Raw genomic sequence first — 24,514 nt, 5'->3', positions numbered from 1 at the left:
TATTATTCAATAACGTATTTTCCATTGAAATGATAGCTGCTTATTAACTCACGACTTCCTTTTTGATCATCATGGATATATTGGGCATAAATATGCACTGGATAAGTCCCGATTATATCGACGGGAACTCTCCCAGAAAAAATACCATCTTTTGCTTTTTCATCTCCATTATTACCTCTGTCATTTAATGAGATACGCAATGTACGTTCTTCTGCTTGGGGTTTGATGGGGTCCACACGACCATCTTGAGCATAGTCCTGCTCCTGGCTATCCCCAGTTGAAGAAACAGGTAAGATGATGTCAGCATACACATTCGCTCGCTTTACTCGCTCGCCTTCCGCCACGATTGAAACATCAAGTACCGTTTCCTCTTTTTCTGTCGTGGTTACCTCAGCAAAAATATGTGTCGTGGTATTCCCATAAGCGGCGATATTAATACCCGCAAGATGTTGATCTCCGATATTTCTCACGTTCATTTTCCATGTTCCTGTCAAATCACGGAAAAATCCACAGCGATATTGAGGCGTGACTTTTATTAAACGGTGAGTATGATATTTTCGAACAGTAACACCATGCGTATTAAGGCGTGTTTGTACGGTACATCCACGCGGTGAAGTTAAGGTAATATCAAATAAATTTTCATTCTGCTCATCCCAAAATGCCGTAAAAGTCACATCTTTTTCCGATGAGTTTACAGGCACATCAAGACTGACCGATTGACCGTGTTTTAATTCATAATACGGATCAATAATAGCAGTGCTATCGGCTGCGGATGAAGCAATCGCTAAGAAGTGCTTCCTCAAAGCATCACTGGCCACATCTGGGTTTTCTATATGAAGCCCGCCAGTATTCAGCGCAATAGGCGCAAGAATAGCGCCGTCTACATCAGAGCCAAAACCAACACTATATAATTTGACCTCATTCGCTAATAAAGGGCCTTCAATAGTATTTAAATCCGAACCCGCCGGTGAATTATGGCGACCATCTGAAAACAACAACATTAATGGACGATGATTGGGTGAACCTCCTGAGACTAATTGATTAATTCCTTCATTAACGCCATCAATAATATTGGTCAGCCCTCCAGCCATAATACTGTCTATGGCAGTATGTGCATCACCAACAGAAGTAAGATCAATAGGTTGAAGATTAAAAGAAGGAGCAAACGGCACTACCACAGATTCAAACTGAACTAACCCCACATTATGCCCACCATCCAAATCCATAAAATCAATAAATAGATGAGCCGCAGAACGTAGCGCTTCTATTTTTGTCCCCATCAATGGTGCAGGTAAACCTAAATTCATCGAACCACTGCGATCCATCACTAACATAATATTGGCCGCTTGTTGGCCTGTTACAAAATTGATACTAGAGGTTGTTTCTCCTGCGGAAACGGAAACCTGCCTTAAACGATCTTCCTCTGCAAAATCAGGGGCATTGGTGGCAGAAGGAGCATCATCAAAACACTCCGTCATAAAACCTGTATGACCGCTGCCATTAAGCGTTGTTGAATTATAGCGTTCAGGAGCATCAGGCCCATTACCTGGGATCAAATTTTCCCATGGCAATATGCAGACATAATAATCACCAGGCGGAATTCCTCTAAAGGAGTAATCACCCGCATTAACACCGCTTTCTGCGTCAAACGTTGTAGCAGAAAATGCTTCATACACCGGAGGCGTTGCTGCACCAGCTGGAAGCGAGGCATCATACGCCCATAATCGAACCCCTTGTGCAGGGCTGCCATCTGCTTGACGAACCCATCCTGTAATTTGACCTGTGGTCGCCACACCAACACCACCAGGATAAAATCCCGTTCCCGGATAACTTCTGCCCACGGCCATCTCATCGTCTGCAGCCAGTGTTGCTATGTTGTTTTGTAATACCACATTGGTGGTATCCACAAAGGGAAACATTGTGGCAGGGTCATTAGCCGCAAAAGCCAAACTGGTATGAGAAACCCCCAGTAGATGACCGACTTCATGGGTCGCTATGGATTCTATGTGTACAATATCTTCACTGGCATTAGCAGCAATGTCATAATCAAACTGGATAGGATTCCAAATCATATCCGCATCAATAATAGTACCGCTCTCTAATACAGAACCATCTGGGTATATGGCCGCATTCGCCAACGGGGCGCACCCTAAACCTGCATCACTGACTTCACTTAAATTTCGATTATTTGCAGGGTTTGCAATACCGGCTACTGGATCCAGTACAATATCAGGACCAACATAGCTGAATGCAAAACCGATGGCGATAACATCTTGAAAATCTGGTGTATCAAACGGAATAATGTCGTCTGCCCAGGTCATTAAATTCACGTAATCACATCCAATGTCATCTACCACCGTTGTGCCGCTGTAATTGGCCGAAATTCCAGCAGTGGTCACTGTCTGCCATTGGTTAAAAGCATTTGTCACTTGTATTGCTGCATCTGCAGCTGAAATATTTCCCGGCCCTACACCTGTAGAATTATTATTCGTTACCCCTTGATCGTTCATAAACCAGTTAATGGGTAAAGCGGTATCAGACCACAACTGATCAACAATCACTGTCGCGCCTTGTGCGGCGGTATCAATATTTTCTGCAGACCAAGCAGAAAATGGCAAGCCCACTGAGATTAGAGCCATCACTGTGAGCACACTTTTTTCAATTTTCATGGTACTTCCCTCACCTTATTAGCGTATGTAACGATTTAACGTTTTTAACATTCCTTGAAAAGAGTGATCATGTTGAAGCAAGTTGCGATCATACCCAGGTGCTTTAATATTGATTTTTCCCTGCTCACCTAAAATGACTTTTTCACCCCTTACTCTTAATTTAGATTTACCCGTTGAGCTTTGAAGAAAAAACATGGCCAGCTCCCCTTCGTGTAACATAGGCTGATGAGATGCAGTGAGTTGAATATTACCTACGGTACCACCTAACGTTGTCACCTTGAGGGGCTTATTTAATAAACGTCCTTTTAAAATTTCTATCGGCATCAATTCCGTAGAGGTTACGATAAGCGGACCAACCCAGCGAGACTGACTTTTACCTACCTGTGCGACCACTACATCTGAACTGCTTTTAGACAATTGCTTTATTTTTTCCGTCATGTGCTTTTCAAGATGAATACCTGCCGCTTGAGCAGTGGCAGATAAAAACAAACAAGTGAGAAAAAGTAAAAAAAGAAAAGATAAAATGATACTGACATTATTATTGTGATAGACAACTGACAATCCATCTTTTCGTTGAGATTGTACATCAGACATGAGTAACCCTCCTTGTGATAAAAACAGGGGTTTTCACTGTCCTTTTAATTAATAGGCATCTAATTAATAGGCATCTAATTAATAGGCATCGTCTTAACAGAAAAACTCTATTAATCTAAAAAGATCAATCGCTTATTACACTGAAGCGCTATTGATTATGACTACCGTAAAAATCCCCTCTGATTAACTATTTCCGAAAAAACGCATCAAAGAGGACAATTTTTTTCGTTTTATTCAGCCGCTCGCCTTACACCTTCTAGCAATAAAAAATTTCGCTGCCCTCTTGCCGTTCTCACAACGGATATTCATGCAAGAGAAGACGCTGTAAGAGAAGCTTATACTGGAATTTTTAAGGGAAGGGTGGATAGCCTCCAGCTTTTTTCATCAGACAAATCAAACGCCAAACACTCACAAGCAATCGCCAAAGCCGTTTTAATGGTAGACTCCATTGCTATTTCTCGTGCCGTCAATCAAGAAGTGTTTGCCGCTGAAATTTTACGAGCCTGCTACAAAGAAGTCACAAGATGACTTTCTATTCTAAATTAAGCAACAGTTGAAATACCCTCTCATATGACACCAATAAATTTCCATTGAGGCTTTTGTGCTATAAGGCGTCACTGTCAAATATAAATGTGACATTTATCACAAAAAATAGCGGCATGATTAATTTTTAAACAAGGTTGATCGGTTTATCCCATTCAACACACCACCCCTTCAGCCGGTGAAAAATTCATCATAGCCTAGCGTAATCATATTGGTCTCAGGAAAGGTGTTCATGAAGGTATCTCAGAAAATTTCTCTGTGTGTGTCAATCATTGTGGTATTGGTATTTTCCATTGCCGCCTGGCTACAATACGGTCAAGTCAAATCAACCCTCGAAAAACGTTTAAATGCAGACATACATGAACAAAGCAAAACGCTAACCCACCAAATTGAGCATTGGTTTAACACCAAGCTCGCTCTCATCGATTTTGCCGCAGACAATATTAGTTCAGATTTTAGTCAAGACACCATCCAGCGTACGTTCAATTTACCCATATTGAAACGCAGTTTTTTAATGATGTTTGGTGGTTTAGAAACTGACGGAAAAATTATCCACAATGACCCGAACTACACCCCAGACCCAAACTATGATGCAAGACAGCGCCCCTGGTACCCTTATGCGCGAAATAACCATCGCGCCGTATTGACCGAACCCTACACAGCAGCCAAGAGCGGCAAGCTCTTAATTTCTGCGGTTGCCAATTTTTACGAAAATGGCGAATTTAGAGGTGCCTTTGGTGGTGATATTACACTTAATGAAATTTCAGACACGATTAATCAGTTAAATTTCGCCGGCAGAGGCTACGCCTTTTTAATGACGCATTCAGGCACTATTATTACCCACCCAGAAGAAGAGTTACGCGGTCAATCTATCCACCTTTTATTCGATGATACAACACCGTCTTTTACGCCAGATCTTCATGAAATGCGTATTAATAATACCGCTGTACTGACTGCATTCCAAAAAACGGAAAACCTTCATGGCAGTGACTGGTTTATTGGCGTGGTATTGGACAAAGAGCTTGTTATGGCCGAAGCCATCGAAGTTCGCAATATTGCCATGATTGCCACGCTAGTGGGTACAGCACTATGCTGTCTTGCGGCATTTATTTGCATGAGTGTTGTTTTGAAGCCGTTATCCCATATTCAATCTTCATTGCATGAGATTAATCGAGGCAATGGTGATCTTACCCAACGAATTACCATTACCAGCAACGATGAATTTTCTGATTTAGCGAATGCTTTTAATCATTTTATTGAGCACCTACAGCAACTCATTATTGACGTAAAAAACAAAGCAGAAAGTGTTCGAAATCACACACACCAAACCCAATCCAGTAATGACCTTACACATCAGCATTTACATTCCCAACTTTCTCAACTTGATCAACTGGCGACGGCCATGACCGAAATGACTGCTACCGCCAATGAAGTGGCCAGCAATGTGCAATTAACTGCAGAGGCAGCGCAAATAGCAGATGGGTCTGCCAATCGAGGGCAAGAAAAAGTGAATCAAACCTCCGAAGCCATTCAACACCTTGCCTCCGATATGGAACAAGCCGTTGAGACGGTAATGGAGCTAACCGAGCACAGTGACCATATTGGCAGCGTACTCACCACCATTGCCGGTATTGCCGAGCAAACCAATTTACTTGCGCTCAATGCTGCTATTGAAGCTGCACGGGCCGGAACCCTAGGACGAGGTTTTGCCGTAGTGGCCGATGAAGTTCGCGCGCTGGCAGGCCGCACTCAAAACGCCACCAATGAAACCCGTGAAATGATTGAAAAACTGCGGGATGGTGTTAATCGAGCCAAACATCATATTGAAAACAATCAAGCCCGAGCAATAACGACAACCGAACATGCAACCAGTGCCAGTGAATCCATTGAAGATATTCGCAGGGCGATACAACAAATTACAGATATGACCCTGCAAATTGCCACAGCAACCGAAGAACAAAGCGCCACATCTGAAGAAATAAACCGCAACACCTCTGCCATTCGAGACAGTAGCCATAATGTAGCCACCACAATGGAAGAAAATCAGTCTCTGTGCAGTAATATGGCTATTATTAGCGAACAACAGACTATTGTTTTAGATAAATTTCGAGTTTAAATGCAAATTACAACCCGACAATATTAATTGCGGGTTGTAAGCTCAATTTGTGAATTTTTTACTGCGGCTTGACTCGTATACCATCAACATGTGCGTTATCACCACTATCACAGTAATAATTAATATTTGATTTCATATTGGCCGCCATGGCTATAGAAAACGTACGTCCCACCCTCCCCTTTACAAGGACACTAAAGAACAGACAGACTTAGCCAATGATCGATCAACTCAATGGCTGTTCACCTTTCAATGATATTTGCGACACTTTCACTGTATTTCACCCCTTCGAGAAAAATGCACAGAAACCGATCAATATGGCTTTTGAAAGCAATCTGCCTATTGATGCCGTTTTGCTTCTCTACTCTCGCATGGGCCGACGATACTCCACCCACCCCCAGAGTCAAGATTCGCAACCTCCCCGAAGCCTTGGAGGCTAACGTAAGAGCCCACTTGGCTATCGCCGAGGAAAGTTGTCGTTTAACCACCCGCTTAGAGCATTCACTAGAGGATAGCTTTGATCGACGCATCCGGAATGCCACCAAAGCATTGGGGTATTACCACGCAAAATGGGAAGCCGCGTTTGTTCACAACGATGACGAGAATGGCAAGAAGAAAAAGAAGCGCAAATACTGCTGGACGCTCGAATTGGATTTTGAACCCGGCGAGCCCACCACCTACAGCGCAGTAGAGATTTCCATTACCGGGGAAGGAAAAGACGATAACGCCCTGCATAAGATTGCCAGCCAGCCCCCCATGACCATCGGCGAGGTTGTTCATCATGGCCAATACGAATCCTTTAAATCGCAACTGCAAAACCGGGCGTTACAGCGAGGCTATGCTGATGCTGAATTTACGGAACAACAATTAAGCATCAACATTGATACGCACGAAGCCACCGCGACCTTGGTATTTAACGTTGGCCAGCGCTATCGTTTTGGCCCCATCTCATTTGAGCAAACCCAAGCCAACGGCAAACCTATTTTAGATGAAGACTATCTCCAACGATTTCTCACTTTCCAGCCTGGTGAAGAGTTCGACATTAAGCCTCTCGGGCAATTCCAACAATCCCTAATCGATAGTCGCTACTTTGGCGAAGTGGATGTTCAACAACTCCCGCCAGACAAAGATCGTGGTGAAATTCCAATTCAGGTGGTCCTTACCCCCGGAAAACGCTACACCACCTCTCTGGGCGTGGGTTATCAAAACCAACCCGACCCAAGCCCTCGCACCAGCGTTAAATTCGATAATCGCCGAGTGAACCGACGGGGCCATCGCTTTAGCACGATGGCCGAAGCCGCGCTTAACAGCGCCACGGTGGATATGGATTATCGTATCCCACTGGAAAACCCCAACGTCGATGAGCTGAAGTTCTTCGCCGGTTGGGAACAAGAAGAGTCCGATACCAATGAGAACGAAACCTGGTCAACCGGTGCCGCGCTCACAAAACGGCTACCCAGCGAATGGCTCAGAACCTACGACCTCACCTATCTGGTCGAAACCTCATCAGTGGAAGGGGAAGACGAACTGAGCACAACATTATTATTGCCCGGTATCGCTTACACCAAAAGCTACGCAAACGATTACCTCTACCCAACCTGGGGCTGGCGATTGTCTGCTCGTGCCCGCGCGGGTGCGGAAGGGGCAGGTTCCGACATTACGCTCTCGCAAGTGCGAGCCGGCGGCAAACAAATTATTGGGTTTCTCGGCGGTCGCTTTATTGGCCGGGTGGATTTGGGCACCACCATTGTTGACGACATTGAGCGGGTTCCTGCCTCGCTGCGTTTTTTTGCCGGTGGCGATAACAGCGTGAGAGGGTATGATTACGAGTCTTTGGGCCCGAAAGATGAAGAAGGCAATGTGGTGGGCGGAAAACACATGATTACCGCCTCTCTCGAATACGACCACCTCATTACCGACACCTTCGGGTTCGCCGTATTTACCGACGCTGGGAACGCCTTTGATAATGACGAATTTGAATGGAAGCAAGGCGCCGGTGTGGGCCTACGCTGGCTTTCCCCAGTGGGGCCAGTCCGATTTGATATTGGTGTTCCCGTTAATGATGACGACGCCGATGCTTTCCAGATTCACCTGTCGTTGGGAGCCGATTTGTAATGGCTGAAGCCCCACCCCGTTCCACCCCAAACAACACCCCCAAACAACCAAACGCTGATCACCCCACTTGGCAGCAGCGATTAAAACCATCGAGCTTGCGTATCAAACAATGGAGCTTGCGCATCCTTGGGACGCTGTTGATTACGTTACTGTTGCTGGGGCTTGTAGTGACCGCGCTAATTTCGACGTCCACCGGCAGCCGTTGGACGCTGCAAACGGCCACCTCTCTGCTCGATATGCCTCTAGAGTGGCGTCAATTTCGAGGCACCTTGCTGTTTGGCTTTGATATAGACGACCTCCAACTCAACCCCAGCCCGGGCATGAGTATTCGCGCCGATGCTCTCTCATTAAAGTGGCACCCGGTGAAGCTCTTTGAGCCTGCCCTTGTGATCGAGCACATCAAAACCCGAGCGCTGACCATCCAATTACCACCGCCCTCCTATGATGAAAAAGCCCCGGAGCCATCCGCTCCAGTACCTTGGCCAACCTTGGCCAGCCCAATCCCGGTTGACGTCAGAAACCTGCATTTAGACGATGGCGTAATCATCACGCTCGCCACAGACACAGAAGAAAACACGACGCATCGGCTTAACGAATTTGCCTTAACTGCCGCCGTTACGCCTGAGGGAATTCGTATTGACAACATCACGGTGGATCATGCTTTGGCCACCCTCGGCTTAACGGCAACATTTGGTGCCCATGCGCCCTACCCGATTCAATTAAACGTGACGGCCAATGGGCCCATTCCCGAATCACTCTTAATGCCCACTCCCGATTCAAAAGCGCCGGCCCCTCAAGATGTACCACTTTTTGATGTACAACTTTCTTTAAAAGGGACGAGCAATCAGCTTTCATTGAATACACTCAGCACAGGGCTTATTCCACTGGAAATCAACGCCGAAGTCACCACCGGATTGACACCCGATGTTATCGATATTGATACAGAGAAGACCTATGCCGATCTCGCCGTAAAATGGGAAAACCTCCACTGGCCCTTAAACGCCAATACCGACAAGGCACAATTTGCCAGCGAAGGCCATCTCTCCGCCACCGGTGGCATCCAAGAATACGGCGTGACCGGTTCGTTTATCGTCGCCCCCAATGGCCTGCCCACACAAACGTTCTCTACTAGCATTACCGGCAACGATCACAGCGCCAAAGTAGCGGAGCTGTCCATCAATGGCACAACAGGCATTCTCACCAGTGAGGCTGAAATTAAGTGGAAAACCGTTGAACGTAAAGACAAACAAGGGGAAACGGCAATCACTGGGGCCGCGAATATCGACATGCGCCGCTTCAACCTTGAACCGTTATTGGCCGGTTGGAACAGTGACCTCAATGGCCAACTAGACCTGACGTTCTCCCAAAGCCAATCTACCCAAGCCACGGTGCGGATTAACAACCTGCAAGGGCACTTGCGTGATCACCCACTGCTGATGGGGGGCAAAATACACTATGAGAATGATCGTATCGACGTCGATGCCCTCACCGCGCAACTGGGCGATAATCAATTTAAACTGAATGCGTACTATGAGTTGCCCGAAGCCCAGAAAAACAATTCACACCAGCTGGAAGCCCAATGGACGCTGGCGGCTCTCAATCTCAGCCAGTTTACGCCGGAAATCGCCGGCAAAGTTACAAGCCAAGGCAACGTAAAATTCACCCCCGAACCCACCACCTTCACTGCCGGGTTACCACTGAATTTACTTGAACTACTGGACGTCAATGCCTCTTTTGAGGCCGACAGTCTCAAAGTCCCTGGTGTCACTATCGACTCAGCCAATCTCCGCTGGTCTCAATTAGAAAACAACGGCGAAAACCTCAGCCTTGCCATTCAAAACCTAAAAGCCGGTGAGCAAACCGTTCCCAAAGCCCAATTAAGCATTCGCGGCTCACTAACGGACCATCAACTGAGCATCGGTGCAGAGCATGATCTCGCCAACGTCGATATCGCCTTAATCGGGGCGTTATCCACAGGCACAACATCGCAACGCATTCGTTGGAATGGACATCTCAACCGCGCAGATCTCAACGAGCGCACCACCGGGCACTGGACACTCCCCTCCACCGTCGCGATGGCTGTTAACGGAGAGGAAACCAACACCTCAAAGAATCATTTTTCGATGCAAAATCTCTGTTGGCACAACCCAACGTGGGCGAAACATCAATCCGAACATACCAATGAAGAGTCAAATAAAGGGTCCAATGAAGGGTGGACAACACCAGAATGGGAAGCGGAATTCCCCGATTTTTATGCCCAAGCCAACGAAAACCTCAATCAGGCATACCAACGCCAGCCCAAGCTATGTGCCAGTACTGAAGCCTTAATGGACGACAACCACAGTACGATCACCACCACTGGAAACCTCAGCGAACTCCCCGTGTTAATGGCTCAAACGCTTTTACCTGATGCCTTAAGATTAACCGGGCAGATCGACGCAGACTGGAGTATCACCGCTACCGATGGCGTCCCTTCTGGAAACGCCAATACCGCACTCACCAACGTCGTTTTAGTCACGCCACCTGAAGGCGAGCGCGCTCCGCAACGGTTTGTTTTCGATCATGTAAAAGCCGAAAGCCTACTCGCTCCAGACAACATCACCATCCATGCTGAAGGGGCCTTTTTGGAATCCGGGCGCTTAAAAGCCGATGCGATTGTCCCACTTTCTACTCCCACCGACGGCAGCGACAAACCTGCCCTGTCTGCCAATGTGGATGCAATGATCCCACAATTAGACTGGGCCTTGCCTTTTGTGTCGGCGTTATCCGAACTGAGCGGCGCACTCTCAACGCAATTAAGTGTTTCTGGCACGTTAGACGCACCGTTACTCACGGGAAAAATCGAAGCGAATAATCTTCATGCCTACGTGCCCGCTGCCGGAATTACGTTAAACAACACCAATGTAACACTGAGCCATGAAGCGCAAACACCTGCCGAACAGCGTTGGGCTTTTTCTGCCAATAGCGAATCAGGCAAAGGCTCTGTGAATGCCAACGGCAAACTTGACCTCTCCGATTTAGAAAATTGGTCAACCGACCTAACTATTTCCGGGCAACAATTCCAAGTCGCCAATTTACCCGAGGCCAAAGCCACCATCGCACCCGATTTACACATTGCTGCCACCCCCAAAAAAGTCAATGTCACCGGCCAACTCGGCATTGATTCGGCCCATTTAGAAATTAAAGAATTGCCGCCCAGCAGTGTGAGTACCTCTGGCGATGAGGTTATTATCAGCAGCGACACCAAAGCGGAAAAACAAGACACCATGGCCGTAAGCGCCAAAGTGGATGTATTGTTTTCGGACGATGTGAGCTTTGATGGTTTTGGCCTTACCGGAAATTTAACCGGGAAATTAGGCATTACCCAAAAACCGAAAAAACCCCTCTCCGGTATTGGAACCTTAACCATTGTCGGCGGGCGTTATGAAGCGTATGGGCAACTACTGGACATCGACCCCGGCAGACTGATTTTTCAAGGCCCATTGGATAATCCACGGGTCGACGTACGAGCCACTCGTCCTATTGATGGTAATACGTTGGTGGGGATTAAAGTCGGCGGCTTTGCCAACAGCCTTTCCAGCTCCCTATTCGCCGAACCCGCCACCAGCTCCGCCAATGCCCTGTCGTTATTACTGACTGGAAAACCTTTAGGTGAAGAAACCACCACCGATGAAAACACCATGCTATTAAATGCCGTGGCCTCATTAGGGATTTCTCAAAGCGAAGGCATGGTACAAAAACTCAGAAGCAGCGCCGGGCTAGACGTATTAGAATTCAACGCCGACGACGGCTACGAAAGCAGCGCCGTCACCATCGGTAAATACCTCACCCCAGATTTATTCGTCAGTTACGTACAAAATTTAATGCAAGATGCTTACAGTTTGCATATGGAATATTCGTTAACAGAGCAATTGAAATTAAAAGCAGAGTCTGGGCAAGAGCAGAGTGTAGATGTGTTGTATCGGTTTAGTCGGTGAGACATGATGAATGCAATTTAATAATCAATAGAAAACCAAACAATCGCTGCCTCGTGAATAAATCAGGCAGCGATTTTATTTAATTTATTTGCGAAACTTGACTGCGCTCTTCAGGGAAGATACGACCTAATTCTGGAGTGATATACAAACCTTTTAATCCAGATTTTTCAATCGTATCTTTAAAGGATTGTGTACCTTGGAGAGTATAAAAACCATCAAATCTTGTACGAAAAACCTTCCAGTCTTTAAGTTTTTCTTCATGAAATGCGAGATTTTCTAAATCTCCCCATTCGTTTTTACAACTTAATTTCGTATCTAAAGCATCTACATCATCAGCAATACGTAGGGGGTTAAAGAAATAAGCTTCTCCATATTCGTAAGTTAAAGGTAAAAACTCACCGTCTTTTTCAATAAGCGGCTTCAAAATAGTATATGCTTTCAAGGACAAAAATAAGCGCCCCTGAACAGCACAAATTTCAGGAATTCCCTTCTTCTCATCAGCTTTATCCAATACTGGGAAGTGAACTCGAAGAGCTTCTTTATATAGAGAGCTAAAACGCTTGGGAGCCCTCCAAAAATCAATTTGATCATCCATTTGAGCGCCAGTTTTACTATCCCCAGCGATAGATGTTATTTGTTTATCATCCCACACAAGTCCAAGGTGATCATTGTCGCTTATAAAGGTATACAGCATTTCATCGTCCTGTCTGAGGCATAACTTCAGGAGGAACATTACCAGATTGCAGCATAACACGCACTAAACGCAAAGGATTTATTCTAACGAAGTCTACCCAGAAAAAAGTGCTCTCAAATACACACTCGTAAAAATTTGAGTGTCAATTATTGTAAAGAGCCTAACAAGACTGAGTTATTACGGTAGGTAGCAACGCCTATCAACAAGCGCTTTATCGACCTGCATTGGATTTTTTCCAGAAAGGATTTCGAAGTACAAAAAATAGTTTTTCTATTGAGATAAGAATAGAGGGTGGGCGTGCTGTATCAGTATTGACGACAAAAGTATCTACCTTTTACTAAACACACCCAAATCTACCTTATTATTAATAGATTTAAATTATTGAGAGGAAACTTTATTCATAAACATCTGTATTCTTGTCTCTTCTCCCGTTGTTAAATCCGTGAATAGATAATAACTAATATAAGTTGTCACAGGCCATTGCGGTGGCAATGTATAGTCAACTGAGAGTTGAAATGGATTCAAGTCATCGTTATCTGCCCCAACCGTTACGTAAGGAATGTTGAGTGCTTCACCATTCTGATTCACTAAGCAAGGTAATAATTGGGCAGCACACAAATTCTCATGAGGTAGCCAACCCGAAGACTGCCATTGAGTTCCCGTCCAATACAGAATTTCATTTTGAACAGCAATATTTCTGGCTTCACCGGATAAATTGATAAACCGATTTGGGAAATTAAATTTTGCGTCATCACCACCTGCAACTGAATCTATTTCTCTCATTGAAATAGACGGTTGACGCCCATCAGGTAAAACACTGGCTAACACCTCCCTAGTGAAAGGACTCTCAACTCTATACACATAGCGGTTCGCTAAAAATACCAAATGAGTTCCGTTTTCCGATATTTGAGATCGACTCACAGTGAAGGAATCCATACCCGCTGGAAGCTCTTCTAAAGTGGGTGTAGCAAGCCTGATTTCATCTGTATAGGTATCTACCACATATAATTGATTACCCGAAACATTTTGATCAGTTAAACTACTATCTGTGGACTCAAAAGCCACGAATCGACCGTCATAAGAAATAGTAGGATTACCATAACTGAGTGCCGGAATGCCGGTTGCACCTTTACTAATTAAACGATTACTGTTGAGCTGTCTATCATGTAATATAATTCCACCTACATTATCCGACGTCAAATTTGTTGCATTAGTGGCATAAACAATAAAGCGGCCATCTTCAGAAATATCCGCGTATTGGCTAGCACCGTTTGCTTGTTCCCCATTTGAATTTTGACTGACTAAGGTATTTCGCGTGAATCTTGAGTTTTGTGTAACGGCGGTATCTGCAACAAAAATATCTCGGAAAAAGTTACTATCCGTTGCCACTAATTCTGTAGAGTTTGATTCGTAAACCACATACTTTCCATCGCCAGATAGCCTAGGATATTGGCTGGAAGCTTTTGTCGGTGTGAACTGATCACCATGCTTATGACTGATTAATTGATCGGCAAAACTCCCTGTCCCTCCGATATCACCTGAAAATCGATTAGCATAAATATTATGATAGCGACGCGTATCATCATCACCTACATACCCATATTGCATTATAGATAACACATCACCATGTTTGTCGATACCATAAACATGACCACTCCCTTGAAATCCCCTATCAATAGAAAAAAGATTATTGTAGGCATTACCGCTTTTATTGAGCTGCACAAGACCCGGTTTGATTCGGTCTCCCCACATACCGCTCCGATAGGTATTATTAACAGGATAGGGAGCCAAAGCCATAGGAAATGCAACACCATTATAATCGTTATTGTAGTGATCTTTTTTAGGTGTCACATCGGTTGCAACGGGTGACGAAGGATTATTATAGGTAATATTAATTAATTTATCCTCTCCCCCACCATGTCGCACCGTTACTAAGTTACCATTTGCAGAAATTGATGGGTCATAAACCCCTCTTAACAACTCTACGCCAGAAAAAGTTCTGGCACCAACAGTAAACGTTCTCGGCCAATAGTTAACGTTTTCTAGCACTTCAATAGCTGCACTATTTTTTTCAAGATTGAGTTTTTCACTGCCTGTATTTTTAAAAGGCTTTTCAAGAAAAATTTCAGGCAATGATTCAATGTGACTTGAAACGACATTATCTGGCACCATCAGAATTTGATCTTGAAATAATGGGCTAAAACTACCATCCAGGCTCAACACATCAGTACTGTCATTCTCAATGCCTATTCTTTCAGCACTAGAATGTAAAGACAAAACCCAAAAAATGGCACCAAATGCTAAAAACTTTTTCTTTGTCATCATAATTTAATCCTTAATTTAATATATCCAATTCTCTAACTGGCACTCAGAAAGCTTATCAGCTATTTTTTATGACATTCAATAGAAGCTCTTTTTTAATTCCATTACTAAAATTTTACAAAGAATTTAACCCGCCACAAAAAATAAAAAATTGCTTCAACGCAAGACCGATAAAAGAATTCGACGACAATATTTTAAGGAAATAAGGATTTTCAAAAAATATTACCTCTATTGGTAATAATGAAACCGCAAAGGTCAATTTACGACAGACTCTGTATGTTTGAGAGAAAAATGGAAGAAAAAGAAGACAAGAAAGGAAAAATAACAATAAGACGACAGCATTTTCATACTGCCGCCACACTCTACTACACTAATTCACACTTCTACGATATACCGCCACATAATCAATCGCAAAACGTGCCGTTTTACTGTAATCGTCGATCCAATTTTTATAGCTATCACCGCCCCACGCACCACCAATAGCGGCATTCAAAATAATGTTAAAGTCTTTGCGTCTTAGTTTATCTTTTCGATTACCTGTCACTCGATTAACCGTTTGACCATCGAACAGTATTTTCACTTCGTTCTTTTTGATAGCCACGGCATAGCGATGCCAATTGTAATCTAAGTTATTCGGCCCAGAGCTGGTTCTGTGTTGAGAAGGTCGGTTACCAGACTGCACAGAAAAGTGCATAACATTTTCATAAACCGCCTGGCTGCCCCATCCTTTTTGTTCCATAATGTCAATTTCGTTAATATTCGGCCAACCTCCAACACTGTTTAACCAAAAAGCAGGCCAGATTCCCTGACGATTGGAAAGTTTCATCCGCGCCTCTACAATCCATTCGACATTCGGGTCATCAAAATTAATTTTTTCTATAGCAGACACCACACCAGTATTGTATTTATTGCCTGATTTCCCCCCTCCCGAAATTAATTTTAATATTCCGTCTTCGACAACAATGTTAGACTCTATCGCATACCCCTCATGATTATGGGTTCGACTGTTCCAAGGGTAACCAACGCGCCAACGGTTATAATCTAAAGAATTTCCTTGAAATTGATCTACCCAATACAACGGCCAACCCGAATATTGCGTTGGCTCAGCATCGGCTGCATAGGTTGTTAAAGGAATAAAAAGTAAAACCACCACAGATAGACCACCAATAAAGATGTTTGATATCTTCATATTTATATTCTCATATTTTAGAGTGGATACTACGGAGAAATAATTCCCGTTTAATATAGATAGGTCCAATACTTACTGAAAAATCAAAATACTGATTTTACATTCAGACAAATATGATTTAACCGACCAAATAAAAGGGAATGCAAGGTGTTGACTTGCTAAAGTAGTCTATCAAAGAAATGTATAGGCGGAAGAATCTTGAAATTTAATTCACTGATCTTTTCACATTTCAAACACGCCTTTTCAGCGATGCGCCAAAAAGAGTATTTGAAATGACATTGTTGTATGGTAGTAACTCACTACGACACAATCCATACTGCGCAGGCAGCGGTTGCCAACCCCATACATCCGTTGAATACTCTGTGACGAAAGGGGCTATTGAGCAATCGCCTGATATGCACACCTGCAAATGTCCATAGGCTGCAACAAGGAAAGCCAATCAAGGCATAACAACCAATAATAAGCAAACAGCTTTCTAAAAAATAAGGCTCTGGAAAACTGAACGTGGAAATTGCCGTAATAGACATCGTCCACGCTTTTGGGTTTACAAACTGAAAAGTAGCCGCCTGGATAAAGGTAAACGGTTTTGCGATGTCTTTTTGTTCATTCACTTGAGAAGCAGTAGCGATTTTGAACGCAAACCATAGTAGGAAAACGGCCCCTACAATTTTTAATACCGTATGCAAAACAGGATAAATTGAAAAGATCGACCCCAGCCCCAATGCCACCATTAAATTTAAACAAGCCACCCCAGTGCAAATACCAAGAAGGTGCGGCACGGTGCGGCGATAACCAAAATTGAGCCCAGATGCCGTCAGCATGATATTGTTTGGCCCCGGCGTTAAGGTCATCGAAATACAAAACGCGAATAATGACGCTAAGTGCGCCAAAGACAGCGCACTGTTCGAAATGACTTCATTATTGGACGTCCCTATATTGGAATCGACGCTATTGGATCCAATCACGCTACCAAACTCATTCACCCCTTCAATACTGCCCAGCCCCAACCCTAAGATATCAATAACATTGAATATTCCTAATATTGTTAGTGTCTCAGAGATCAACACCTGAAAAATCAGCAACTCCATCACTCCCCCATCACACAGTAAAAACCCTGATATCTACCGCACCCGGCCCGCCATAACCTCAAAAAGAACAGAGGATGACAAAGACCAAAACAATGAAATACGATGGTAAACAGCAGGCAATAAAATAAAAATTGTTAGGGTACAATTTGAATAATCACTATAATTAAACCCCAACAAAGCGTACAATTTTAGTTTAATATAGATACAATTAAGGTCAACAGGATTTTTGTCACCATGACAATTTGGATTCCCACACTTATTGATACCCCCGTTCCTAAATACAAAGCCTTGGCGGATGCCATTGGCGAGGCCATTGATGAGGGAGAACTGAGCCCAGGCGATAAGCTCCCAACCCATCGACAGCTGGCTGATGCGTTAAGCGTCACGGTGGGTACAATAACGAGAGGTTATGCCGAGGCGGAACGGCGCCAATTGATTGAGTCCAAAGTCGGCTCTGGCACCTTTGTAAAACTGCCCAAATCCTCCAGCAGTTTCACCATCCAAGAATCTGAAGATCCGAATATTATTGATTTAAGTTACAGTATTGCCCTGTACCAAGGGCAGGATGAGCTGATGCAAGACTCATTAATGAGCATCAGCCAAGATAAGCCACTTATGCGCCGCTTGCTGTCTTATCAACCGGAAACGGGCATGCTTCACCATCGGGAAGCCGCACAGGCTTGGCTGGAACAAACCGGCATACGAACCACCGACGCCGATAGAATGATTATTACCAACGGCGGTCAGCACGGTTTTTTCTCCGTTACTCAAGCAATATGTCGTGCAGGGGATACCGTTTTATCCGCCGGACTCACCTATCCGGGGTTTAGTGGTGTGGCACGTCAAATGGGGTTAAAACACATTGGGTTAGAGCATGATAATGCCGGTATTTTACCGGAAGCCATGCGAGTAGCCTGTCAGCGTCACCAGCCCCGAGCCCTTTATTTAAATACACGATTGAATAACCCCACCAGTGACGTCATGACCCTTGAGCGAATTCACGCCATTGCTGAAATCTGTCAGCAATACAAAATTTGGGTCATTGAAGACGATGTACAAGGTTGTTTGAACATCCCTTCCACTCCCTGTTTTGCCAACGAATATCCTGACATGACCTTTTTAGTTAGCAGTACCTCTAAGGCCATTTCCGGAGGCCTGCGTGTGGGCTATATACAGCCCCCTGACACCCTATCGCGGCCAGTCGCCAATGCCGTAAAAGCCAGCTGTTGGATGGCAGCCCCCTTAATGGTAGAACTGGCTTCTCGTTGGATATTAAGCGGTAAAACACAGTCACTCGCCGATGCGCGTCGTGAAGAATTAAAAGATCGACATAAAATTGTGAATGAAAAGCTGAACGAATTTTCTTTTTATTCTACCGACACAGGCTTTAACGTTTGGTTACACCTACCCGAAGAGCGACGCGCACAAGAATTCACCGGCGCTCTTAGCCAGCAAAATGTGTTAGTAAAACCTTATAATGCCTTTGCTGTTGGGCATTTTAATGCACCGCAAGCCATTCGCTTTTGCATCGCTGGGAATAATTCTCGTGAGCGATTGCAAAAAAGCCTAGAGATCATCAGCAATGAATTAAAAAATAACACGGTAGACTTGGACTACATGCAATAACATGTAAGTTTATAGCTCATCCATTTTATTTTCATACAAATTATTAGGTAATTGATACAGTTCAACCTCCCCAATACGCGAAAAACCAAGTTTGATAAGTAAACGGTTGGACTTCTCATTATTGGGTAATGTGACGGCCAACAGCAAATTCAATCGAAGCGAGTGTTTTGCATACTCAAGCACCGCTTTAGCGGATTCAAATGCATAGCCTTTTCCCCAATATCGTGGCAGAAAAGCATAACCCAAATCTGGGTAAGCCAGCTCCTCTCGTTTGACAATACCACACATTCCAATCGGGGTATTGGTGGTTTTCAACACGACCAAATACAATCCAAAGCCGTATTGCTGATAACTGATCATCGGCCCATTCCGAAGATAGCTCACCGCGTCATTCAAAGAACGTATTTTTTTATCGGCAATATTACGAATGAACGATTCATCGTTTAATAGCTCGATAATAAAAGCACCATCCGTCTCTGAGAACGGCCGAAGTATAACTCTTTCTGTTTCACATACATTCAATGTTTTGGCTTCCCAAGCAATTTCGTCTCTGTTTTTGACGCCCAAAACCTAAATATAGCAAAAGAAGAATAAAACGACATCTTTATAGAAAAGCACACAACGTTTAAAAAATTTACGATAATAATATCGCACTTATTCAATACAAAAGAGGTTTTATTCATTCAATAATCCATGAGATTTCTCTATGAAAATTCAAAAAAATAGCGCAAATAAAATATCTTTTTTTACTTTAACACTCACTTTGCTGTGCATACATTTTTCTGCATCCGCAATGGAGCAACGATGTGGGGAAGGACCAATAGTCGAAGAGTACAATGAACGGATACGTATTCGGCCACAAGGTATAGTATCAACCGATACCGATAACCTTCAGTGGGCAGTGAATAATGTGATACCTGGCGGGACTATTGAACTGTGTGAAGGGGAGTTTTATCTTGGGGAAGGCAATGAACGCCGAACGGTGACGATAACCCAAGGGGTTAAACTAACGGGTGTCAAAATTGATGGTGAATGGCTGACGACCATAAAAGGAGGAGGTAGTGCTTACGGTTTAATACCTGACCCTTATATTGGCCCTTTTCTTATAGACAGTGCAAACGACTCGAACGCCGTGATTTTTGAACACATTTGGCTTAGAGATTGGCTCTCAGAGGCGATTTTTATTGAGAGCTGTAATGGCTTTCAATTGTTAGAATCAAAAGTCACCCACCCGGTTGTTTCTGGATATGGCTACCCCTTTGGATACACCAATTTTATTCATGCCATTCTTGCGCGTAATTCAGAATCCACAGGGGAAATGATTGTTACCGATAGCTACGCTGATTTAACTTGGCAATATGGCCTTAAACCTCATGATACGAATTTTGTTACCGCATTTGGGTTACCCGCAACGGCGTTTACCAAAATTGAGGTGTCTCGTAATACCATCATCAGTAATGATGAGGCCATCGAACTCACTGCCAATAATGCCGGTATACCTTCAGAGGTTATCATCGAAGATAATGACATTACGGTTGATTTTGATATAGAAGGTAATTGGCCATTGCATTTTGCCCTCTTTATAGCAGGAAATGAAAATACCGATGTTGTCAGCATTAAAAATAATAACTTAACGCTATCCAATACCTCCCGTGCCGGTATTTTAGATGCGATGGGTGCCATGATACTAACGGGTGAAAATTTTGATGTCGTGAATAATCGATTTCATTTTAATGACTTTGATGGAAAAGCAATTCAAATAGGCAATTTGGGAAATTTACTACTCGTGGATTTCGGCAGTTCCCTTTATAACTCCGCTTTCTCTGATAATCAGTTTTCTGGTGAAATGACAGATATCGGTATTGATTTTACAGGGCTTCTCTCTAATCGCTCTCGAGGCAATCTCTTTTTACTGGGAGATTCATTGTCTGACGTTACTCCGAATCGGACGATTGATACCTTTGGAACGCGTGCTTGCAATAATATCTTTGAAGGAGAGCTAGGCAATACCCGAGGTAATTTAAATCGTCGTTGCCGATAAGCTACCAAATAAAAATAAACCGATGAAAAGCTAACTATAATGAACGTCGTCTGTAATGCTTTGAAGATAAGCCCTACAGACGATCCTTATTGTAGTGATTGGTTGGCCAATTCGAGTTTATGGTTCGACCGAAATCAAGAGCAAAGCGCTTTATGGAAACCACGGCTGCCAACATGTTATCTCCTGAACTCAAAAATGTCGGGGACTTTCTCGCTGAATGCATTCCGTTTGAACAACTAGACCAGAAAGAGCTGTATCAGGTGGCCGCCATGATGGAAGTCGAATACTTCCGCAGTGGGCATGTTTTTAAGAGCGATGATGATGCAGGCGGCCTACGGATATTGCGCAGTGGTGCGGCTGAACTGCACTCGTCCGACGACCGACTGATTGATCGCTTCGGTGAAACCATTAGCTTCAATTTAATGGGGCTAGGCCAAGAGCAACCCGGCATACGTGCCGTATTGATTGAAGATGCCCTGATCTATCGCCTTCCAGAGGACGCCTATCAGCAATTACGACAACGGCATCGTGAGTTTGATCGCTTCTTCCACAGCCAGCGCAGCCGACGCGTACGACGTGCCGCCAGACGAGAAACCAACCCATCAGAGTTAATGAAAAGCTTGCGAGATCTCATGAGCCCGCAAATACTCTGGGTATTGCCTGCTACCTCCATTCAAGCCACCGCCCACGCGATGACCGAACGACGCTTCTCTTCCGCTTTGGTGATGGATCAGTCTCCAGAGCTCGGCGGCAAGTTACTTGGCATTATTACTGATCGCGACATTCGTTCACGAGCCGTTGCCAGAGGCATCTCCTTTGACACCCGCGTTGAGCACATCATGTCCAAAGATCCGTTGCGAATTGCCGCAGAGGGCACGCTATTTGACGCCACATTAATGATGACACAATCCACTGTGCACCACCTTCCGGTTATCGATAACGGGCAAGTGGTGGGAATGATTACCTCCTCTGACTTAATGCTCGCCCGTCGCGATGACCCCGTTTTTCTCGTGCAACATATTCGCAGGCAATCGCGCACAGAAGATCTAAAATCCATTTCCTCGGCATTGCCGGACTTGCTCGTACAATGGGTACATGCCGGTGTACGCGCCCCTCAAATTGCTAACGTATTAACTGCCATCAGCGATGCCATCACCCAACAACTGATCAAGCTGGCAGAAGCAGAGTTGGGACCTGCTCCCGTACCGTTTTGTTGGCTCGGATTTGGCTCACAAGGGCGAGGAGAGCAACTGTTAGGTGGTGACCAAGATAACGCCTTACTTATTGCCGATCATCTCAGCCCCTCCGATGCCAATTGGTTTAAAGCCCTCGCTAAAAAAGTGTGTGACGGCCTGAACGACTGTGGCTACGACTATTGTCCAGGGGATATCATGGCGACCAACGACCAATGGCGACTAACCCTTACCGATTGGAAAGCAACCGTCAATCGATGGATGCGCAGCCCCACTGCTGATGCGGTCATGAGGGTGAGTATTTTCTTTGATATTCGAGCTATCCACGGCGATGCATCGCTGTGCTCTGAATTGCAAAAACACATGCTGCAAAAAACTCGAGGAAACTCCATTTTTTTAGCGGCACTGGCCGAAAATGTACTGGAGAGATCCCCGCCTCTTGGCATCTTTCGACGATTTGTTGTCGAGCATACCGGGGAGCATGAAGATCAACTCAATTTAAAAAAGCGAGCCGTCATTCCCATTGTGGATATTGTTCGCATACACGCACTCGCCCAAGGCATTCCCGAAGTCAATACACTGGCACGCTTGCAAGCGCTCGCTCAAACCAAAACCATGACCATCGGGGACAGCCGTAATCTTCAAGATGCCTTACGGGTTATTCAACAAACTCGTTTGGAAGGCCAAGTACAAGAATTAAAAAATAGCTTGCCGCCAAGTAATTACCTCAACCCGGAACACTTGCCTAAACTCGTACGCAAGCAATTGCGCGATGCCTTTTCCGTCGTGGTCGATGCGCAGAAAATTGTTAAGCTGCATTACAGACCGGGGCTGTAAACATTTTTATTATGCTGTCATTTCAACGCATGATTGCTCGATGGCGAGCACATTCTAACCACACGCCATTATCGCCTACTCTCATTAATTGTTGGCACGATTCTCCCAAGTTGAAAAAAGCATTGTGGAAGCAGTTTGATTTTTTAGTGGTGGATACGGAAACCTCAAGCCTACACCCCCAAGACGGAGAATTATTAAGTATTGGCTGGGTGGTGATTCGTCAAGGCAGTATTCAATTAAACAGCTCACGTCATTTAATGATACGGCCATCCCAAAGCGTAGGCGACAGCGCCACTATCCATCAATTACGTGATTGCGAATTAAATGAAGGCATCACAGAGGCTGAAATGATGACGCAATTGATTGATGCGGCACAGGGAAAAATTCTTGTGTTTCACCATGCCTCACTGGATTTACGTTTTCTAAATGCCGCCTGCCAACGGTGTTTGGGCGGCCCCTTGTTGCTACCGACTTTGGATACCTTACAAATAGAAAAACAACGACTTGAACGACGCAACCAGCCTATCGTGCAAAATGCCTTACGTTTGGGAAGTTGCCGCGCCCGTTATAATCTACCCATCTACCCCGCCCACAATGCGTTAGTGGATGCCTTGGCGACGGCGGAATTGCTGATTGCGCAGTTTAGTCATCAATGGACAAAGGAAGATAAAAAGTAGCCATCATTAAGTTAAAAATTATAAAACAGTCAATTATTCCTCTGATTTCTCATTTAGGAGAAAAAACAACTCATAGATCTTGACAAAAAATGAGCATATACATTAAGAATATTTATCTCAAAGGAACTGCCCCATAACCCATAGGTGAAAAAATGTTAACTCTTAAAGACGTTTTAATAGAAGCAGGCGAAATAGATAAATACTTTGGAAATACTGCACCTGTAAATCTTTGGCGTGCTCGTAAGTTAAATAAAAAACAAATTGGATTATTTGACTTAGTCGAGGAAGACCAAGTCAGAAATGGAAACATAAGACCTGCTGATGTTACTATTGAAGACGGAATAGTAAAAGTAAAGAATAGACCTAGAGGCGCTAGCACATTCGATAAGCCTGATGTTTTCAATAGAGGTAATTGGGAATATTATAAAATCCCCCAAAACATGCAATTACCAGAAGGCTTAGTAATTGTAAAGGATAAATATAACAAATCTCTTGGAGCAACTCATTATACAATCGCTCCCAAGAATGACATGCCAATACAACAATTTAGATCTTTACTTAATCAGCTCGCAGCAAAATTAGAAGTAGGAGCAGCATAATGGAAATCTCTGACAATTGGATGCCACTAATCTTACAATCTGTAAGTGACTCAATAAAATACAAAGAAATGTTATTACAAAGCGAAACTCTTAGAGATATTGAAGATCATGAAGAAAATCTTATTTTTTTAAGTGAATTACTTGGGTATCTTAAAGATGAGTATTCAAAAAACCAGCATAAATTCACATTAACACCAGAAGAGATTTTAGGAAAGAATGCATAACACAGTAAAGAGG

16 protein-coding genes are annotated in these 24,514 nt (G+C 44.1%); 9 read left to right on the top strand and 7 right to left on the bottom strand.

The genetic code is table 11. The annotated features are described in order from the left end of the window. Positions 1 to 2: 2 nt before the first annotated feature. Positions 3 to 2,669 carry a VWA domain-containing protein gene (locus tag LU351_RS16840; protein ID WP_232595259.1) on the bottom strand — a complete coding sequence of 889 codons (2,667 nt, stop codon included), beginning with the start codon at positions 2,667 to 2,669 and terminating at the stop codon, positions 3 to 5. A gap of 18 nt (positions 2,670 to 2,687) precedes the next feature. Beyond that, on the bottom strand, positions 2,688 to 3,263 hold the full coding sequence (locus LU351_RS16835; RefSeq protein WP_232595258.1) for a hypothetical protein: 576 nt from the start codon (positions 3,261 to 3,263) through the stop codon (positions 2,688 to 2,690). A 775-nt stretch (positions 3,264 to 4,038) separates the two neighbouring features. On the opposite strand from LU351_RS16835, the gene LU351_RS16830 reads away from it, so the two are divergent. The 3 genes from LU351_RS16830 (at position 4,039) to LU351_RS16820 (ending at position 12,011) form a co-directional block, all read left to right on the top strand. Continuing rightward, a complete protein-coding gene (locus LU351_RS16830) occupies positions 4,039 to 5,922 on the top strand; it encodes a methyl-accepting chemotaxis protein (RefSeq protein ID WP_232595257.1) in 1,884 nt (627 codons plus the stop codon). Between the two features lie 342 nt (positions 5,923 to 6,264). Beyond that, complete coding sequence (locus LU351_RS16825) at positions 6,265 to 8,034, top strand: autotransporter assembly complex protein TamA (RefSeq protein WP_232595256.1); 1,770 nt, start codon at positions 6,265 to 6,267, stop codon at positions 8,032 to 8,034. Then, on the top strand, positions 8,034 to 12,011 hold the full coding sequence (locus LU351_RS16820) for a translocation/assembly module TamB domain-containing protein (protein ID WP_232595255.1): 3,978 nt from the start codon (positions 8,034 to 8,036) through the stop codon (positions 12,009 to 12,011). Before LU351_RS16825 ends, LU351_RS16820 begins: the two co-directional genes overlap by 1 nt. A gap of 79 nt (positions 12,012 to 12,090) precedes the next feature. On the opposite strand, the gene LU351_RS16815 is transcribed toward LU351_RS16820, so the two are convergent. From LU351_RS16815 to LU351_RS16800, 4 genes are all read right to left on the bottom strand, one after another. Beyond that, positions 12,091 to 12,705 carry a hypothetical protein gene (locus LU351_RS16815; RefSeq protein ID WP_232595254.1) on the bottom strand — a complete coding sequence of 205 codons (615 nt, stop codon included), beginning with the start codon at positions 12,703 to 12,705 and terminating at the stop codon, positions 12,091 to 12,093. 378 nt (positions 12,706 to 13,083) lie between these two features. Beyond that, positions 13,084 to 15,030, bottom strand: coding sequence for a TolB family protein (locus LU351_RS16810; protein ID WP_232595253.1), 1,947 nt, complete (start codon positions 15,028 to 15,030; stop codon positions 13,084 to 13,086). Between the two features lie 367 nt (positions 15,031 to 15,397). Continuing rightward, complete coding sequence (locus tag LU351_RS16805) at positions 15,398 to 16,216, bottom strand: glycoside hydrolase family 16 protein (protein WP_232595252.1); 819 nt, start codon at positions 16,214 to 16,216, stop codon at positions 15,398 to 15,400. Between the two features lie 299 nt (positions 16,217 to 16,515). Beyond that, positions 16,516 to 17,304 carry a LysE family translocator gene (locus tag LU351_RS16800; RefSeq protein WP_232595251.1) on the bottom strand — a complete coding sequence of 263 codons (789 nt, stop codon included), beginning with the start codon at positions 17,302 to 17,304 and terminating at the stop codon, positions 16,516 to 16,518. 234 nt (positions 17,305 to 17,538) lie between these two features. Between LU351_RS16800 and LU351_RS16795 the strand changes: the two genes are divergently transcribed. Next, entirely contained in the window at positions 17,539 to 18,930 is a 1,392-nt protein-coding gene (locus LU351_RS16795; RefSeq protein ID WP_232595250.1) for an aminotransferase-like domain-containing protein, read from the top strand. A gap of 9 nt (positions 18,931 to 18,939) precedes the next feature. Here the strand turns inward: LU351_RS16795 and LU351_RS16790 are convergent, their stop codons facing one another. Then, positions 18,940 to 19,452: a GNAT family N-acetyltransferase gene (locus LU351_RS16790; RefSeq protein ID WP_232595249.1), complete on the bottom strand. Its 513-nt coding sequence runs from the start codon at positions 19,450 to 19,452 to the stop codon at positions 18,940 to 18,942. Between the two features lie 184 nt (positions 19,453 to 19,636). On the opposite strand from LU351_RS16790, the gene LU351_RS16785 reads away from it, so the two are divergent. From LU351_RS16785 to LU351_RS16765, 5 genes are all read left to right on the top strand, one after another. Next, complete coding sequence (locus tag LU351_RS16785) at positions 19,637 to 20,971, top strand: hypothetical protein (RefSeq protein WP_232595248.1); 1,335 nt, start codon at positions 19,637 to 19,639, stop codon at positions 20,969 to 20,971. Between the two features lie 152 nt (positions 20,972 to 21,123). Beyond that, positions 21,124 to 23,001: a DUF294 nucleotidyltransferase-like domain-containing protein gene (locus LU351_RS16780; RefSeq protein ID WP_232595247.1), complete on the top strand. Its 1,878-nt coding sequence runs from the start codon at positions 21,124 to 21,126 to the stop codon at positions 22,999 to 23,001. An 11-nt stretch (positions 23,002 to 23,012) separates the two neighbouring features. Further along, a complete protein-coding gene (locus tag LU351_RS16775; protein ID WP_232595246.1) occupies positions 23,013 to 23,678 on the top strand; it encodes a 3'-5' exonuclease in 666 nt (221 codons plus the stop codon). A 152-nt stretch (positions 23,679 to 23,830) separates the two neighbouring features. Beyond that, entirely contained in the window at positions 23,831 to 24,277 is a 447-nt protein-coding gene (locus LU351_RS16770) for a Tse2 family ADP-ribosyltransferase toxin (RefSeq protein ID WP_232595245.1), read from the top strand. After that, a complete protein-coding gene (locus LU351_RS16765) occupies positions 24,277 to 24,501 on the top strand; it encodes a hypothetical protein (RefSeq protein ID WP_232595244.1) in 225 nt (74 codons plus the stop codon). Before LU351_RS16770 ends, LU351_RS16765 begins: the two co-directional genes overlap by 1 nt. Positions 24,502 to 24,514: the final 13 nt, after the last annotated feature.

Source organism: Marinibactrum halimedae, assembly GCF_021234875.1.
Lineage (GTDB): Bacteria > Pseudomonadota > Gammaproteobacteria > Pseudomonadales > Cellvibrionaceae > Marinibactrum > Marinibactrum halimedae.
Note: the sequence above shows the minus strand (reverse complement) of the source record. Positions and strands in the feature narration are given on the sequence as shown.

Bases quoted from the DNA above. Each gene is read 5' to 3' on its own strand.
- LU351_RS16830 (WP_232595257.1), top strand. From the start codon at position 4,039: ATGAAGGTATCTCAGAAAATTTCTCTGTGTGTGTCAATCATTGTGGTA.
- LU351_RS16840 (WP_232595259.1), bottom strand. From the start codon at position 2,669: ATGAAAATTGAAAAAAGTGTGCTCACAGTGATGGCTCTAATCTCAGTG.
- LU351_RS16780 (WP_232595247.1), top strand. From the start codon at position 21,124: ATGGAAACCACGGCTGCCAACATGTTATCTCCTGAACTCAAAAATGTC.
- LU351_RS16785 (WP_232595248.1), top strand. From the start codon at position 19,637: ATGAAAATTCAAAAAAATAGCGCAAATAAAATATCTTTTTTTACTTTA.
- LU351_RS16800 (WP_232595251.1), bottom strand. From the start codon at position 17,304: ATGGAGTTGCTGATTTTTCAGGTGTTGATCTCTGAGACACTAACAATA.
- LU351_RS16825 (WP_232595256.1), top strand. From the start codon at position 6,265: ATGCCGTTTTGCTTCTCTACTCTCGCATGGGCCGACGATACTCCACCC.
- LU351_RS16805 (WP_232595252.1), bottom strand. From the start codon at position 16,216: ATGAAGATATCAAACATCTTTATTGGTGGTCTATCTGTGGTGGTTTTA.
- LU351_RS16815 (WP_232595254.1), bottom strand. From the start codon at position 12,705: ATGCTGTATACCTTTATAAGCGACAATGATCACCTTGGACTTGTGTGG.
- LU351_RS16770 (WP_232595245.1), top strand. From the start codon at position 23,831: ATGTTAACTCTTAAAGACGTTTTAATAGAAGCAGGCGAAATAGATAAA.
- LU351_RS16795 (WP_232595250.1), top strand. From the start codon at position 17,539: ATGACAATTTGGATTCCCACACTTATTGATACCCCCGTTCCTAAATAC.
- LU351_RS16820 (WP_232595255.1), top strand. From the start codon at position 8,034: ATGGCTGAAGCCCCACCCCGTTCCACCCCAAACAACACCCCCAAACAA.
- LU351_RS16835 (WP_232595258.1), bottom strand. From the start codon at position 3,263: ATGTCTGATGTACAATCTCAACGAAAAGATGGATTGTCAGTTGTCTAT.
- LU351_RS16775 (WP_232595246.1), top strand. From the start codon at position 23,013: ATGCTGTCATTTCAACGCATGATTGCTCGATGGCGAGCACATTCTAAC.
- LU351_RS16765 (WP_232595244.1), top strand. From the start codon at position 24,277: ATGGAAATCTCTGACAATTGGATGCCACTAATCTTACAATCTGTAAGT.
- LU351_RS16810 (WP_232595253.1), bottom strand. From the start codon at position 15,030: ATGATGACAAAGAAAAAGTTTTTAGCATTTGGTGCCATTTTTTGGGTT.